General features: G+C 37.6%; 16 protein-coding genes. All 16 read right to left on the reverse strand.

Translation table 11 applies throughout. From position 1 onward, the window contains the following. Positions 1–185: 185 nt before the first annotated feature. The 16 genes from ACIQ7N_RS10665 to mraY all read right to left on the reverse strand — a co-directional run bounded on the left by ACIQ7N_RS10665 (position 186) and on the right by mraY (position 15,038). The gene (locus tag ACIQ7N_RS10665) at positions 186–464 is read right to left on the reverse strand and encodes a YggT family protein (RefSeq protein ID WP_248718108.1); all 279 of its coding nucleotides are present in this window, start codon (positions 462–464) and stop codon (positions 186–188) included. Between the two features lie 20 nt (positions 465–484). Then, on the reverse strand, positions 485–982 hold the full coding sequence (locus ACIQ7N_RS10670; protein WP_402931872.1) for a cell division protein SepF: 498 nt from the start codon (positions 980–982) through the stop codon (positions 485–487). Next, complete coding sequence (locus ACIQ7N_RS10675; RefSeq protein ID WP_305883988.1) at positions 966–1,670, reverse strand: YggS family pyridoxal phosphate-dependent enzyme; 705 nt, start codon at positions 1,668–1,670, stop codon at positions 966–968. Before ACIQ7N_RS10675 ends, ACIQ7N_RS10670 begins: the two co-directional genes overlap by 17 nt. A gap of 143 nt (positions 1,671–1,813) precedes the next feature. Then, on the reverse strand, positions 1,814–2,050 hold the full coding sequence (locus tag ACIQ7N_RS10680) for a PRC-barrel domain-containing protein (protein WP_370045609.1): 237 nt from the start codon (positions 2,048–2,050) through the stop codon (positions 1,814–1,816). A gap of 686 nt (positions 2,051–2,736) precedes the next feature. Next, complete coding sequence (gene sigG, locus ACIQ7N_RS10685) at positions 2,737–3,510, reverse strand: RNA polymerase sporulation sigma factor SigG (protein ID WP_132357537.1); 774 nt, start codon at positions 3,508–3,510, stop codon at positions 2,737–2,739. Between the two features lie 114 nt (positions 3,511–3,624). Continuing rightward, entirely contained in the window at positions 3,625–4,332 is a 708-nt protein-coding gene (sigE, locus tag ACIQ7N_RS10690; RefSeq protein WP_049668349.1) for an RNA polymerase sporulation sigma factor SigE, read from the reverse strand. Positions 4,333–4,345: 13 nt separating this feature from the next. Next, a complete protein-coding gene (locus tag ACIQ7N_RS10695) occupies positions 4,346–5,179 on the reverse strand; it encodes a sigma-E processing peptidase SpoIIGA (protein WP_248718106.1) in 834 nt (277 codons plus the stop codon). Positions 5,180–5,951: 772 nt separating this feature from the next. Next, positions 5,952–7,109 carry a cell division protein FtsZ gene (ftsZ, locus tag ACIQ7N_RS10700; RefSeq protein ID WP_100544024.1) on the reverse strand — a complete coding sequence of 386 codons (1,158 nt, stop codon included), beginning with the start codon at positions 7,107–7,109 and terminating at the stop codon, positions 5,952–5,954. A 341-nt stretch (positions 7,110–7,450) separates the two neighbouring features. Further along, positions 7,451–8,734, reverse strand: a complete 1,284-nt coding sequence (gene ftsA / locus ACIQ7N_RS10705) for a cell division protein FtsA (RefSeq protein WP_402931876.1) — start codon at positions 8,732–8,734, stop codon at positions 7,451–7,453. A gap of 96 nt (positions 8,735–8,830) precedes the next feature. After that, on the reverse strand, positions 8,831–9,202 hold the full coding sequence (locus ACIQ7N_RS10710) for a small basic family protein (RefSeq protein WP_132357543.1): 372 nt from the start codon (positions 9,200–9,202) through the stop codon (positions 8,831–8,833). A 3-nt stretch (positions 9,203–9,205) separates the two neighbouring features. Next, positions 9,206–9,925 carry a DUF881 domain-containing protein gene (locus ACIQ7N_RS10715; protein ID WP_132357545.1) on the reverse strand — a complete coding sequence of 240 codons (720 nt, stop codon included), beginning with the start codon at positions 9,923–9,925 and terminating at the stop codon, positions 9,206–9,208. A 126-nt stretch (positions 9,926–10,051) separates the two neighbouring features. Continuing rightward, positions 10,052–10,780 (reverse strand): DUF881 domain-containing protein, encoded by a 729-nt coding sequence (locus tag ACIQ7N_RS10720; protein WP_402931878.1) that lies wholly within the window; start codon positions 10,778–10,780, stop codon positions 10,052–10,054. Further along, positions 10,758–11,576 (reverse strand): cell division protein FtsQ/DivIB, encoded by an 819-nt coding sequence (locus tag ACIQ7N_RS10725; RefSeq protein ID WP_402931880.1) that lies wholly within the window; start codon positions 11,574–11,576, stop codon positions 10,758–10,760. Before ACIQ7N_RS10725 ends, ACIQ7N_RS10720 begins: the two co-directional genes overlap by 23 nt. 21 nt (positions 11,577–11,597) lie before the next feature. After that, a complete protein-coding gene (gene ftsW / locus ACIQ7N_RS10730; protein ID WP_132357551.1) occupies positions 11,598–12,677 on the reverse strand; it encodes a putative lipid II flippase FtsW in 1,080 nt (359 codons plus the stop codon). Between the two features lie 40 nt (positions 12,678–12,717). After that, complete coding sequence (gene murD / locus ACIQ7N_RS10735) at positions 12,718–14,067, reverse strand: UDP-N-acetylmuramoyl-L-alanine--D-glutamate ligase (protein WP_402931882.1); 1,350 nt, start codon at positions 14,065–14,067, stop codon at positions 12,718–12,720. Continuing rightward, entirely contained in the window at positions 14,064–15,038 is a 975-nt protein-coding gene (gene mraY, locus ACIQ7N_RS10740; protein WP_132357555.1) for a phospho-N-acetylmuramoyl-pentapeptide-transferase, read from the reverse strand. The genes murD and mraY overlap by 4 nt, the downstream gene beginning before the upstream one ends. Positions 15,039–15,114 lie beyond the last annotated feature (76 nt).

Genomic DNA, 15,114 nt, shown 5'->3' on the forward strand with positions numbered 1-15,114 from the left:
TAAGGATTTATAAAAAAATCAAAATGTGTTCCGGCTTATTGCATTCCTAGGGCATACAACAAGCCGCTTCGCTCAGGGTCTTGCTGCTTCTGCTGTGGAGTTCTAGGGAAATCAGCACTAAATATTTTTAAATTTAGTATTTCCCATAAATAAAAAATCCCCACCGTTCGTGAGGATTTCTTTTATTAAAACATAAAGAATATTTTTTGAATAACAATAAAAAGCCCATTTTTAATAAAATTAAGTAAAAAAATCGCCACAATCGGTGAAATGTCAATCATCCCAATGGGAGGGATAAATTTCCTAAAAATACTTAAGTAAGGCTCGCATACTATTTTAAGGAAACGGCCAATTGCTGAATCTTGTATAGCAGGTACCCATGACATTAAAACATATCCAACTAACATATAAGAATACACGTTAAATGCTAATGATATATAACTTAGAATTATCCATAAATCCATATAAACTACAATCCTCGCTATTAATTATCGTCTAAAATAAAATTTGAAATTTCGCCAGACACTTCTACATTATCAGGTGTGCATAGGAAAATGTCTTTACCGATTCTTTGGATATCACCGCTAAGTGCATACACTGTGCCACTTAAAAAATCAATAATTCGTACACCTTGCTCTCGCTCAATACGTTGTAAATTGACGATCGTTGCACGCTTATTTTTCAAGTGTTCAGCAATATCCTGTGCTTCGGCATAAACTCTAGGTTCAACTAAGATAACTTTTGCGCCTTTAGAATTCATTGCTGCCTGCAAACTTACTATGTTGTTTGTAGGTGTTGTACTTTGTGGAAAAATTTCCTGAACTTGCGCTTTACGCTCCTTCATCATTTTTTTAGGCTTCGCAGATTGAATCTGTTGCTGTTGTTGTACGGGTTGTTGCTGTTGAATAGGAGCTTGCGTGATTTCTTCTTCTAGTTCTTCCTCAAGATAAAAGAAATTTTTAATTTTATTTTTCATGCTCATCCTGTTCCCTTCTTTCATTTCCAACAAGAGCCGTTCCAACTCGAACAAATGTAGCCCCTTCTTCTACCGCAATTTCAAAGTCATTAGACATGCCCATTGATAACTCGGTACAAGGAGCGTGCGCGAATCCTTGCTCGGCTATTTGCTGTTGACATTGTTTTAATTGCTTAAAAACAGAGCGAATAATTGTATCCTCATCTGTGTTTGGTGCCATTGTCATTAAACCAACAATTTGAATTTTTGTAAAATCCTTTAATGATTCAATAAAAGGCAGGACTTCTTCAATCGATAAACCATGTTTTGCTTCCTCGCCAGATACATTAACTTGTACAAAACATTTGACAGGTTTGTCTGCTCTTTTTTCAATTTCCTGTGCTAAACTCAAACGATCTAATGAATGTAAAAAATCAATACTGTTAATAACTTGTCTGACCTTGCGAGTTTGTAAAGACCCGATATAATGCCAATGTACATCAGCTTGAATCGTTTCAATTTTACGATTTAAGCCTTCAGGACGGTTCTCACCTAAATGTATAAGCCCCGCATCAATTGCTTCTTGTGTTCTTTCTACAGAAACTTCTTTTGTCACTGCAATAACTTGGACTTTTTCTGTTTCACGATTTGCACGTTTTTTTGCTGTTTGTATAAGATCATTAATTTTCTTCAAATTTACTAAGATTTTTGTCACTGTTTTTCCCAACTTTACAACAATAGTTTCTTTTATTGTAACAAGCAATGCTTGAATTATCAATGAATAGCCTGGCCTATGTGAAAGTACTTTTACCCCGTCTATGCTTTAAAATTGCTTACTTTGTCTAGATATTTTTCTCTTTAGGATAGTGCTTTTACTAAAATTACATCTTTTCCCACTACAAGTACATCTTTCATATACACTTTCCTAACAGATTCTTCTCCGCGAAAAAACCCTAGATATTTACGGGGTTCTGCAATCATAAAAGCCGTTACATAGCCTGTTTCTTTGGATACCTCTGCATCTACCACAAATCCTAAAAAGCGTCCATTGCCTGCTTCAATAACTTCTTTTTGCTGTAATATCGAGAAACGCATTTTATCCCTCCCTAAATCAATTACTCTCAACATCGTTTTATCTCAACAAACTATGTTTTCTCTTTATATTTATGTGTTTATTGTTGTTTAAATGAAAATGAAATGATTAAGGAATCTCTCTTTGGCAAAAAGAAGAGGTGATTTCCGTTCCAGGCTACTCGCTTTCCTGTGGGCGAGAGTCGAGTAGCCTTCCACTCCAATCAGCATAGCGTAGAATTTTTATAAATTTTATTTATTTCAATAGTGGACGCTATAACCGAACAGAATAGACTTATAACAATGACGTGATTGTATATCTATTATTGCTGCCGCTACGTTAACACTTCGCTTTCGTACAGAAAACATTTGCCGCTGACACATAGACAAAACCCTTTTGCTAAAGTAACGTTTTTTTATCACTTAAATTATTGCTTATGGAAGTGGATTTATGCTATGTGAATTCGTTGATTGGAGTGGAGATTGGGCGACTCCTTGGGGATCAGCGTCACAGATGAAACCCTGCAGCGCAGCGAAGCGGCACATCGGACGCCCCCAGGAAGCTTTGCTCTGTGCGAAAGCGAAGCGTCAGCTACAAAGCGCCCAGTCAGAACGGAAATCACCCCCTCATTTTACCGAGGAGCCCTACTTAATTTATACCATTGATATAAATTAAAATGCGCACCGAGCATTCGGGTGCGCATTGTTTTTTACTTATAATCTTTCTGCATTGTTTCAATTGCATTTTTTTCTAGACGTGAAATTTGCGCTTGAGAAATCCCCAATTCTTTTGCAATTTCAGTTTGTGTCTCACCGTAATAAAAACGCTTTGCAACAATCATTTGTTGACGATCATCTAACTTTTGCAAACTTTCCTTTACTGACACGTAGGCAACCCATTGATCTTCCGATACATCATCATCACGTAATTGGTCCATCATATAAACAGCGTCTCCACCGTCTGAATAAATGGGTTCCTGTAAGGAAACTGGATCTTGAATGGCATCTAGAGCAAATAAAACATCTTCCTTTTTCATGTCAATCATTTCAGCAATTTCTTCAATTGTTGGCTCTCGTAAATTATCGGTTATCCATTGTTCTTTTGCCTGCATTGCCTTATATGCAATATCTCTTAAAGAACGAGAAACGCGCAATGCATGATGATCACGCAGATGGCGACGAATTTCACCAATGATCATTGGAACAGCATATGTTGAAAAACGTACATTATGCTTCAAATCAAAATGATCAATAGCTTTCATGAGGCCAATACAGCCTACCTGAAATAAATCATCTGCCTGTTCACCCCTGTAGGCAAATCTACCGACTATACTGAGCACTAACCTTAAATTGCACATTACAAGCTCTTCCCTAATCTCACTTTCTCCAGCTTGTAAACGAATGAATAGTTCTTTCATTTCCTCGTGCTTTAAAATTGGCAAAGTCGATGTATCTAAGCCGCAAAGATCTACTTTAGTTCGCATATTCGATTCCTCCGGATGTTATTCTCTGACTAAACCGTTACATCAGTTTGTCCGAGAGAAACGAGAATATGCACAAAAGCCAAGACCAATTTTAGGTAGGTTAAATTTCCCTCTCTAAGATATTGGCTGATTCAGATTTTCACGTAAATCTTGAATAATTTTCTTCTCTAATCGGGAAATATAGGATTGCGAAATACCTAAATGATCAGCAACTTCTTTTTGAGTCATTTCAATTTTTCCATTGAGGCCAAAACGACATTCCATAATATATCGTTCACGCGCACCTAGTAAATTAATGGCATGAAACATATGTTGACGCTCAATTTTCTTCTCTACATTGTCTAAAATAATATGCTCTTCAGTACCTAAAATATCAGACAATAACAACTCGTTTCCATCAGCATCGGAGTTTAATGGTTCATCTAGTGAAACTTCACCCTTCATGCGACTTGTTTTACGTAAATGCATCAAAATCTCATTTTCAATACAACGAGATGCGTATGTGGCAAGCTTAATATTTTTATCTGTATTGAACGTTTCTATCGCCTTTATTAAACCGATTGAGCCAATACTTATTAAATCCTCAATCGGCGTTCCCGTATTATCAAAACGTCTAGCAATATAAACAACAAGACGTAAATTACGTTCAATTAGTGTATCTCTAGCTCGTAAATCACCATTCATAAAGGATGCAATGACTGTAACTTCTTCTTCTCGACTTAATGGCACTGGCAATGAATCATTTCCCCCTATATAGTACGTTTCACGACTCCGAAACTTACTCCAAAATTTTTTCAAGCTAGCAAGTAGCCTAAGAAGCAATAGTTCTCCCCCTCTATGAGTTATTTGAAAGCGCTGAAAAATGCAAAATTGCTGCTGTGCTATGTGGAAAATTTTTAGCCTTTTTTGTTAAAACGATATATTCATTCGTTTTCACTTGTGAGTCCTCCCCCTTTATATGCCACTCTTCAAAGCGAAAACCTAATACAACCGATTGCTGTTGTACTGTATTGACATGAATAAATCGAATATAACGCTGATAATCTTCTGAAAACATGGATACATTATACGGATCAGTTTCTTGCCATTCTAATAATGACTTGCAAAATGCTGCAGGTAAGTGTGGACGTAATGCTGCATAAGAGACAAAGTGTACAGGTTTTCCCGATAGTGGCTCAATCGCTTGATTTCCCGTATCCACAAATGCAGAAAGCGGTATCTTTACATCAAAAATTTTTAACGTCGTATCAAACACAAACTGACCACTTAACCGCTCAAGCTTTACAAATCCCCATTGCTTATAAAAAGCTACAAGATTTCCAACAGCTAGTAGTAGGCAAATCATTATAAAATGGACAACAGAAAGATTCTTTAAATACGGTTGTAATGCAGTTAATAATCCACCAATAATAATTGTTGCTGTTAAAACGATTGGTCCTTGCTTTTGAAAGCTTCGAATCTTGAAGCGAAAAGCTAGTCCGATCAGTAAGATAAAGCTCAGTAGCATCGTTAACAGCATTTGTCCACCAATTACAGCTACAAAACTACTACAAATAGAACTCATTAATAATCTCGTGTTCTTTACAAAAACCCCTGTTACTTTTGCCGTAAACTTGAGTATCGCTAGATTAAAAAGTGTATTAATGAGCACCAGCCATTCTCCATACATAACAGCCGCCTCCTACATACAAAGTTAGCATGTTACTCCCACAAATATTGTCAAACAATCGCATCATTTTATTAAAATGTTTTGACAAAATACATCTTTTCCTTACACATTTGAACATAATTAATTTTTTAGTCACTGAAAATATCAATGGAATATGAATGAAATTATGCTGGCATATTAAAGCTTTTCTGCAAGGCGAGGGGGTGATTTCGTTCCGACTGGGCGCTTTGCTGCTGCCGCTTCGCTTTCGCACAGCACAGAAAAACATTTGTTGCTGACGCTTCGCTTTCGCACAGAAATAACATTTGTTGCTGACGCTTCGCTTTCGCACAGAAATAACATTTGTTGCCGACGCTTCACTTTCGCACAGAGCAAAGCATCCTGGGGGCGTTCGATGAGCCGCCTAAACTCGCGTTGCTCGCTGCAGGGTCTCGGGCCAACAGATGTTTTTTGCGCGAAAGCGTGAGTGCAACGTAGCGACAGCAGCACTTGGTCAAGAAGGCGTTATCACAGGATGTGATACCTTTAGCCTTCGTTCCTCTATTGCTTCCCCCCAAGAAGTCGCCAGTCTCCACTCCAATCAACCACTTCATAGAATATATCTTCTGGGGATGTCAATCTCTAATTTAAAGAAAACAAGTATTTTCAGTGCGAAAGCGTAGCGACAGTAGCAACAACATTCATAACATAATAGTTTTTCAACAACACAAAAAAGCTCGTATTTCACATAATGTAAAATACGAGCTTTACTTTTTAAAGTTTGGATGCTAATTTATCCGCGATTTTTACGGTTACGTAAAAATGCTGGTACTTCAAGCATGTCATCCTGTACATAATTTTGTTGATTTTGGCGTGGTTGTTCTTGCTGTACATGCACATCTTGACGTTGCTCACGAATCGGCGCTTGCTGTTGTTGTGCAGCTTGTCTATTTGTATTTAACGTTGGTCGTGTAGTATTACGCTGTTGCTGTAATGCTTCCTCTGAGAAACCAGTCGCAATAACTGTAACAATAATTTCATCCTTTAGATTTTCGTTAATAACAGAACCGAAAATCATATTTACTTCTTCGTCTGATGCTGATGCTACAATATCTGCAGCCTCTTGTACTTCAAATAGGCTTAGATTTGAGCCACCAGTAATATTCATGAGGACACCTTTAGCGCCATCAATTGATGATTCAAGTAAAGGACTTGAAATAGCTTTCTTAGCTGCTTCTGCAGCACGGTTTTCACCTGTAGCTATACCAATACCCATTAACGCTGAACCTTTGTTAGACATAATTGTTTTTACGTCTGCAAAGTCTAAGTTAATAAGACCTGGCGTTGCAATTAAATCCGAAATGCCTTGTACACCTTGTCGTAAAACATTATCTGCTTCACGGAATGCCTCTAGCATTGGCGTAGATTTATCAACAATTTGTAACAGCTTGTCGTTCGGAATAACGATTAAAGTATCAACAGACTCCTTCATGCCACCAATACCGCCGATAGCTTGTGTTTGTCGTTTGCGACCTTCAAACGTAAATGGACGCGTTACAACACCGACTGTAAGAGCTCCTAAATCGCGAGCAATTTGAGCGATTACTGGCGCGGCACCAGTACCAGTTCCCCCGCCCATTCCAGCTGTAACGAATACCATATCTGCACCGCGTAGAACCTCTTCTAATTGTTCACGGCTCTCTTCAGCAGCTTTTTTCCCTACTTCAGGATTTGCACCTGCACCTAATCCACGTGTAAGTTTTGTTCCAATCTGTAGCTTTATTTCTGCTTTCGATAAATTTAGTGCTTGTGCATCTGTGTTTACTGCGATAAAGTCAACACCTTGTACACCATGTTCTATCATTCGATTGACAGCGTTGTTACCGCCGCCACCAACACCAATGACTTTTATTACTGCAAGTTGATCAACACTTGTATCAAATTCTAACATTTCTTTTTCCTCCCACGGTAACTCGACTCTGTATCATTCATTACGCATTCAAGATCAATTATGCCTCGGTATAATTCGTCCGGAATCGGCTTTGTGCTTAGGCCTGCATGACGCAGGTCAGTTAGCCTTTATCGCATGGATGCGATGATTTTAGGCTAACATCCACTAAGAACTCATTTCCGATTCCGTGACATCCGCCGGAGGCATTACCTTCTTTCAGCAGGTGTTTGGACATCTGCTGAAAAGTAGCTTAAATCCGAATTTATCTCACCACCTATAGAGGTGGAGACTTCTGTAGCTGACGCTTTGCTTTCGCTACAAAAGAGATTTGCTGAAAGAAGTTAATCAAAAAATTTATCAAATAATTTTTTTGCTCTTCCGATTACGCTTCCTTTTGATTCTGAAGGTGCAGCATATTCTTGCTTCTTAGGTGTTGCTGTAGGGGATCCTACAACTGCATATTCGATAGGCTGCGTATTTGTACTTTTCCCATAAAAATCATCTTCTAAATAGGCGTAACGAATAAGTCCAACTGCCGTCGTAAATGAAGGCTCTCTAACGCCAATATAGTCAGGTGTATATATTCTAACACGTGTTTGCAGTATCTGGCGTGCCAGTTGAGCAATTCCCTCAAGCTTTGCAACGCCTCCTGTCAAAACAACACCGCCTGGTAAATCTCTTACACCTAGACGGGCTAACTCGTCGATGACTAACTCAAATAATTCTTCCAAACGAGCGCCAATTATTTCTGATATAAAGCGCTGACTGTACTGATCTGTTGAATCTGTCCCTACAACTGGTACTTCGAAGAGCTCATCGTCTGATGCGTCATCATAAAAGGCATGTCCAAATTGATGTTTAATTTGTTCTGCCTGTTCTGTTGGTGTTTTTAAGACGATTGAAATATCTTTCGTAATATGATCGCCACCAACTGGAATGACACCCGTATGAGTTAACAGGCCTTCTTCGAATACTGTGATAGTCGTTGAACCGCCTCCTAAATCAATGAAAGCGGTACCTTGGTTTTTTTCATCCTCTGTTAATGCAAAGTAACCTGCTGCTAATGGTTGTAAATAGATTTCTCGAATACTAAGACCTGCACGTTCTACACAACGTAAAACATTGTGTAAAAGTGTTTTGGAAGTTGTGATCATTGTGGCATCCATTTCTAAACGAATACCAATCATACCTCGCGGATCTTTGATTTCATCTAAATTATCCACAATAAATTGTCTTGGAATAATATTTACTAATTCACGTTCAGGAGGTATTGACATGACTTGTGCAGATTCTACCACTCTATCTAAATCATCATCTGTAATTTCTCTATTTTCACTATTTACAGCGACAACACCTTTAACTAGCTGTAACATCGTCTGGTTAGCAGGAACACCTAAAACGACTTCATTAATTTGATACCCTGTCATTCGTTCAGCTTGATCTATTGCTTTTCGAATCGATTGAACTGTTGCATCAATATCAACAATTGCACCTTTTCGAACTCCATTCGATTTTACATTTCCGACGCCAATTACATGTAATTGCCCGTCGCTCATTTCACCTATTAATACCTTGATAGAGGAGGATCCTATATCAAGGGAAATATATAAATCTTGCTGATTCAATTAGCTGCACCTCCTTGAAAAAATGCTCTTATTCTCATTCTATTGTAAATTCAGCATAATGTCTAAGCAAATCGAGCATTTTGCTCAATTTTTCTCTCATTCTATGGAATTTTTGTTCTTTTTATGACGTTTCTCATCTAAACGAGTTAGTAGAATACGCCTAATTATTGCTATATTTTGGAACAAACGTACTCCAAAAGCGAAAATAGCAGCTAAATACAAGTCTATCCCTAAATACACACCTAAAAAGGCTAATCCTGCTGCCAAAGCTATATTAAAAAAGAATCCTGACACAAATACTTTATCGTCATATACTTGCTGTAATTGAGCACGAATACCGCCAAATAATGTATCTAAAGCTGCTAAAACAGCTATTGACAGATAATTTTCATATATAGAGGGTATTTGTATATTTGTTAACAAGCCAAGGGCAAGTCCAAATATCAAACCTAAAAATGGTAGCCACATATATTATTCTCCTTTTTCCACCTCTGCTAAATAATCATTTGTCAATGGCTGATCAAATGCTGGGATTGTTAAATGCTCAGATGGTTCCTCTATTATTAAATTAAAGTTATCCAAATAAAAGGAATCGATAAATGTAGAAGCTTGTAACGAGTTGTACATTTTTTGAGCTTCTTTAAAAGAGCTTGTCCCAACATAAATTTCAAAGGGTGGTGAGGACAGTGGTACACTGTTCACTGTAGTCTTTCCATTTATGTCTCGAATGGCTGTCGTCTGAACAACGCGATTTCCATCTATCGAGACACTCGCTGCATTGTTTTTAAACAGAGCATTTAGTAATTGGGTTAGTAAATCAGGTGTAATTTCTTTAATTTCATACCCCATTTCAACTAATTCGGGTGCTGGTTCAACTCGAAGTATAACTCCTGGACTTGTGACTTCCGTTAGCCCGGCCTGTAGTTTTAAACGATTCAGCGTTTCATTTAATGCTGACTGTAAATTTGCTTTCTCAGATTGCTCATAGCGACCCACTACTTCATTAAGTGAGCGAATTTCTGCTAATAACGCGGAATGCCTTTGCTTCTCTTCTGCTAATTCCTCTCTTATGGCCCAAATATCTCGTGTATCTCGCTCAGCTGGTTGCTTTATGGTATTGTATTGTACCGCTATCATCAAACCGATAATAAATAGCACGATCGTTATTCGGGTAAACATATTTTTTTTCAAAATAGCCCCTCCTAGACGTATCGTAACCCCTCACAGATTTACGCCTTAGACCTTGAACTTTGCATATCTATAAGCTACCTAGAGGCTATAACCAAATTTAATCTGTAAATATTGACTTGAAATCGTTTAACTTTCTACTTTTGCTTTTGGCATTGCAAGCTTTTGATCTTCTTCTAATGATACAACTATATTGTCATTTAATAATTGATCCACAACGCCACCAGTTAAGTTTAAGGCAGCTATTAATGTTGCTGAATCTCCTACAGCTTCGACGACGAATGGAGCTGGGTGTTGCTTGCCATCAATAGTGATGACTGGTCCATTACAGCGTATATAAGAATTCGCTAAAACACGTTGACCATTAATAGCAATTGCTTGCGCACCAGAAATTTTAAGTTCATTGAGCAATTTAAAAATATGACTTTCATGCACGATATAATCATTAGGATTAACGGATTTTGGATTGTAATCACCATCTTGAAGGGTAATACGTATCCCTTTTCCTTCTGAATTTAAATCACCTAACAACAAGCGTAAATCCTCTGCTTCTTCAACAAGCTTTGTATAATCCTTTTTGCTAGCGACAAACGATTTTTCATACTTGCGAATTTTTTCTTGCAAAGCATTCGCCTCTTCTGATAATTCTTTATTGCGCTCTTGTTGTGCAATTAACTCCTCACGATAAGAATCCTCTTGCTCGAAAAGCTCCTTATTAGTCGAACCTGTATCTCGATTCTCTTTTGCCTGGTTGTAGGAATAGCCAATGATAAACCCCATAGTTACACAAACGATAAGCAACTGAAATTGTTTTCTTGAAAAGAAATTTTCTTTGCTATTCTTTTTCTTGTTGTTCATCTTTTTTCACTTCCTGGTTGGCCGCATCTTGATCTAAATCAATATTTTGGTTGTACTCCGTATTGAAAGGACGATAATACGAGCCGACCTCTAAATCGATAACCCCCTTCTCCAAATTTGGAATTTGTGCCACAAGCGAAGGGTAATGATTTAGTTTTTCTGCTAAAGTTTGAATAACGGCACGAACTTCATAGCCATCGTTCATATAGAGCTTGATTGCATTAGGATTTGTTTCATTACTATTTGTATTGACTTGAGAAATTAATGCTAATACTTCTGGGTTTAATTGTGCTAATTGCTTAACGAGCTTCTTAATTGTCTTTTCACCAGTTATGCCGATAAATACAGGTGCATCAATCGGGATATCATCCCCAACTTGTTCAAAGCGCTTACCATTTTCAAGCAATGGATAATAAGTACCGTCACCGGCTAAGTACGCAACCTTTTTCCATTCTTTAATATCTATGGTCACACCTCGAAGCCAATTACGCTTAACATGTGCTTCTTTCACCCATTTATCCTTTAGTAATATTTTCTCTACGTCTTCTACTTTAAATCCCCACATCGACTTCCCCGTTGTAAGAGTACTTGTCTTTATATAATATTGTTCTTCTACTAATCGAGCACCGTTGACTGTTATTTTGTTGATTTTACTGTAAGGAGATTGAAAATAAAGGAGTACTGCTAACACAGTAAAGAAAAGTAATATTAGCACTATAAATTTCCGATTTGTACGCTTTTTTCGTCGCTTTTTTAGCGTAGGTATGCGATCTTCTATGTCAATTACTTTCTCCAAAAAAGTACTCCTCCTTTATATTTATTTCGCTAATTGATAAATAATACCTATTATTAGCCACATTGTTACTAAAGATGTTCCCCCATAGCTGATAAAAGGCAATGTAACACCTGTTACAGGAACTAAGCCAATCACTACTGCTATGTTTAGAAATGCTTGTACGGCAAGCATCGTTACAAGTCCGATGATTGCGTAATATGCTGTTCTTGTTTTAGCTTGCACTGCAAATTTATAGCCTGCATAAATCACCAGTACGAAAAGTGCTAAAATAACAAGTCCACCAAGTAATCCAACCTCTTCTAGAATGATTGCATAAATAAAGTCATTTTGTGGTTCAGGTAAATATAAAAACTTTTGCCTACTTTGTCCAAAACCATGCCCGAAAATTCCAGCAGGGCCTATAGCCATTAATGATTGTACAGCCTGAAATCCACTACCTAAAGGATCGACCCACGGATCAATAAATGCCTCAATCCGCTTTAGTCGGTATGGTGCTGTAACAATCAAGCCTACTAATCCAGCAATTCCAGCTATCAAAAACATTGCATAAAGCTTTAAAGGATACCCTGCCACAAAAAGCAATAAAAACACAGACACAACGAGAATAAAAACTGAACCAAAATCAGGCTGAAGCATAATAAGTACTACAGGCAATAATAAAATCAATCCATGCCGCCAATTAACAATCGACGTGCCTGTTTTATGCTGTGCTAAAATATGGCTCATATATACAATGACTGTAATTTTCGTTAGCTCTGCTGGCTGAATTGTTAAAGGACCTACGCCAATCCAGCTTTGAGAACCATTTCGAACTAGTCCAATTCCTGGTATAAGTACAAGGACTAGTAAAATTAACGAAAATATATAGGCCATTTTCCAAAAGGACTGCTCTTTTAAAATATTTAATCGAATAGTGATTAAAAACACTACAATAGCTACCGCAAAGTATAGACTTTGCTTCATATAAAACGGCATTTTTCCACTATAATGAACGGCACTCCAATAGGTACCTGCAGAATAGACGAAAATAATGCCGATTATAGAAAGCATCAATGTTGTGACGAGCAATAAATAGCTTTCTTTCCCTCTCAGTATTGCCATCCTTCCAAGTCAAGTATATTCTAAAATAATTACAGGCTCATTACAGCTTCATTACAGCATCAATAAAAACATCGCCTCGTATTTCAAAGCTGTCATATTGATCCCAACTTGCACATGCTGGAGATAATAGAATAACATCGCCTTTTGCTGACATTGGCGCCGCGTAATGTACTGCATCCTCAACATTTTGGGCAATGACAGTTTGTTGTACACCACATGACTTTGCAAATTCTACAAAGCGTAGTCCTGTTTCTCCAAAGGCAACAACACCCTTTACATGGCTCATACATGGACGTAATTCTTCAAACGAATGTCCTCGATCTAAGCCACCTGCCAGTAAAATAACAGGTGCTTGGAATGCATCTAAAGCACTTTTTGTTGCTAAGCAGTTTGTTGCTTTTGAGTCATTATAAATCTTGCGGCCGTTCCATTCGCGCACGAACTGAGTACGGTGACGAACTCCCCCAAACTTCGCTAAAACTTCTTCCATTTTAGCTTTGTCACAGCCGACTAAAATACAAGCTGCGACAGCCGCTAAAATATTTTCTAAGTTATGCTTACCAGGCAAAGCGATATTTGCTCGATCTAGATAAGGCTCACCTTGCCAGTAAATTGTTGTATCATCCGCACTAATTCCTTCATCCGTACGTCCCTTAGAACTAAATGGTACCTTTTTAGCTTTTGATTGTGTTGCATAGCCAACAACGATCGGCTGATCAGCATTATAGATAAAATAATCGCTTTCATCTTGATTACGTGTAACACCAAACTTTGCCTCTGCATAGTTGTCAAACGTCCCATGATAATCAAGATGAGCATCATAAAGATTTGTTAATATAGCAATTTTTGGCTTAAAAGTTTTAATACCCATTAATTGGAAAGATGATAACTCTGTAACAATTACATTATCCTTTTGTGCTTCTCTTGCAACACCACATGCAACTGTCCCTATATTCCCTGCAATTAACGGTTGTAAACCACCGTTATTTAGCATGTCGAAAATTACTGTTGTCGTTGTTGTTTTACCGTTTGATCCTGTAATACCGATAAACGGCGCTTCACTAATTAAATAGGCAAGCTCAATTTCTGTCCATACGGGGATTCCACGGTTTATTGCATCTGCTACTATTTTGTTACTATAAGGAATCCCTGGATTTTTCACTAATAATTCAAAGCCTTCATCGAGTAAATCCTCAGGATGACGGCCACAAATAACCGTAATTCCCTTTTGCAATAGACCTTGCGCATCTGGGCTTTCATCAAATGGTTTAGAATCATTGACCGTCACAAAGGCGCCAAGCTCATGTAAAATCTCAGCTGCAGCCACACCACTTTTAGCTAGACCTAAAACAAGGACTTTTTTATGTTGTAAATCTAAAAAGTTTCTCATAAGAACGCCTCCGATAAAACTGCAATCAATGCTACTGCTAAAGCAGTTGACCAAAAGACAAGTACTACCTTCCATTCTGACCAACCTGATAATTCAAAATGATGATGAATAGGACTCATTTTAAAAATACGTTTTTTACGAAGTTTGAAGCTACCTACCTGTAAAATAACGGATAATGTTTCAATAACAAATACCAATCCAATTAATAACAATAGGAATTCTGCTTTTTCTAACACAGAGACCATGGCTAAAGCTCCACCTAATGCTAACGAACCCGTATCCCCCATAAATACCTTTGCAGGATTCGCATTAAAAAGTAAAAATCCTAATAATGCACCTGTTACCGCAAATGTAAATAAGGCGATGTCAGCTTGATCTTGGAACAGAGCAATAACACCAAATGCTGCAAAGGCAATAGATGCAGTACCTGCCACAAGTCCATCTAATCCGTCTGTTAAATTCACTGCATTCGAGAAGCCTACTAACCAGAAAATTAAAAAGGCTACATAGAAAATACCAAGATCGATCGTCCAATCTGTAAATGGTATTGCAAGTGTTGTATCAAACGATCCTACATGTAGTAAGAAATAGGCCAAAATGGCAATGACAATTTGACCAATAAGCTTTTGAAGCGATGTTAGTCCTAAATTACGTTTAAAAACAACCTTTAAGCTATCATCAAACAAGCCGATTAACCCAAACCCTATTAATACTAATAACAGTACGACGGTTTGTGTTGTAAATAAATCTAAAAAGCTACCTACACCAACAGTAGTGAGGATAATAGCAAGTAAGAAAATAATGCCACCCATTGTTGGTGTACCAGCTTTTTTCATATGGGATTGTGGTCCCTCTTCACGAATACTTTGACCGAACTTTAATCGGCGAAGAAGTGGAATACTAATTGGTGCCAGGATAACTGTTACTATAAAAGCAATAGCTAAAATGGTAAGTGTTGTTGCGAGTTTCATTGAAAAATCTCCTTTAAATCTTGTTTCACTTTCTTCTTGAAGAAAAAAGCACAAACTTTCATGTATTTATTACTAC

It is taken from the genome of Lysinibacillus sp. NPDC095746 (assembly GCF_044763535.1).
Classification (GTDB): Bacteria; Bacillota; Bacilli; order Bacillales_A; family Planococcaceae; genus Lysinibacillus.

What these genes read in the sequence shown, in the direction of transcription:
- ACIQ7N_RS10665 (WP_248718108.1), bottom strand. Translation starts at nt 464, where the DNA reads ATGGATTTATGGATAATTCTAAGTTATATATCATTAGCATTTAACGTG.
- ACIQ7N_RS10670 (WP_402931872.1), bottom strand. Translation starts at nt 982, where the DNA reads ATGAGCATGAAAAATAAAATTAAAAATTTCTTTTATCTTGAGGAAGAA.
- ACIQ7N_RS10680 (WP_370045609.1), bottom strand. Translation starts at nt 2,050, where the DNA reads ATGCGTTTCTCGATATTACAGCAAAAAGAAGTTATTGAAGCAGGCAAT.
- sigG (WP_132357537.1), bottom strand. Translation starts at nt 3,510, where the DNA reads ATGCGAACTAAAGTAGATCTTTGCGGCTTAGATACATCGACTTTGCCA.
- ACIQ7N_RS10695 (WP_248718106.1), bottom strand. Translation starts at nt 5,179, where the DNA reads ATGTATGGAGAATGGCTGGTGCTCATTAATACACTTTTTAATCTAGCG.
- ftsZ (WP_100544024.1), bottom strand. Translation starts at nt 7,109, where the DNA reads ATGTTAGAATTTGATACAAGTGTTGATCAACTTGCAGTAATAAAAGTC.
- ACIQ7N_RS10710 (WP_132357543.1), bottom strand. Translation starts at nt 9,202, where the DNA reads ATGTGGCTACCATTTTTAGGTTTGATATTTGGACTTGCCCTTGGCTTG.
- ACIQ7N_RS10720 (WP_402931878.1), bottom strand. Translation starts at nt 10,780, where the DNA reads ATGAACAACAAGAAAAAGAATAGCAAAGAAAATTTCTTTTCAAGAAAA.
- ftsW (WP_132357551.1), bottom strand. Translation starts at nt 12,677, where the DNA reads ATGGCAATACTGAGAGGGAAAGAAAGCTATTTATTGCTCGTCACAACA.
- murD (WP_402931882.1), bottom strand. Translation starts at nt 14,067, where the DNA reads ATGAGAAACTTTTTAGATTTACAACATAAAAAAGTCCTTGTTTTAGGT.
- mraY (WP_132357555.1), bottom strand. Translation starts at nt 15,038, where the DNA reads ATGAAACTCGCAACAACACTTACCATTTTAGCTATTGCTTTTATAGTA.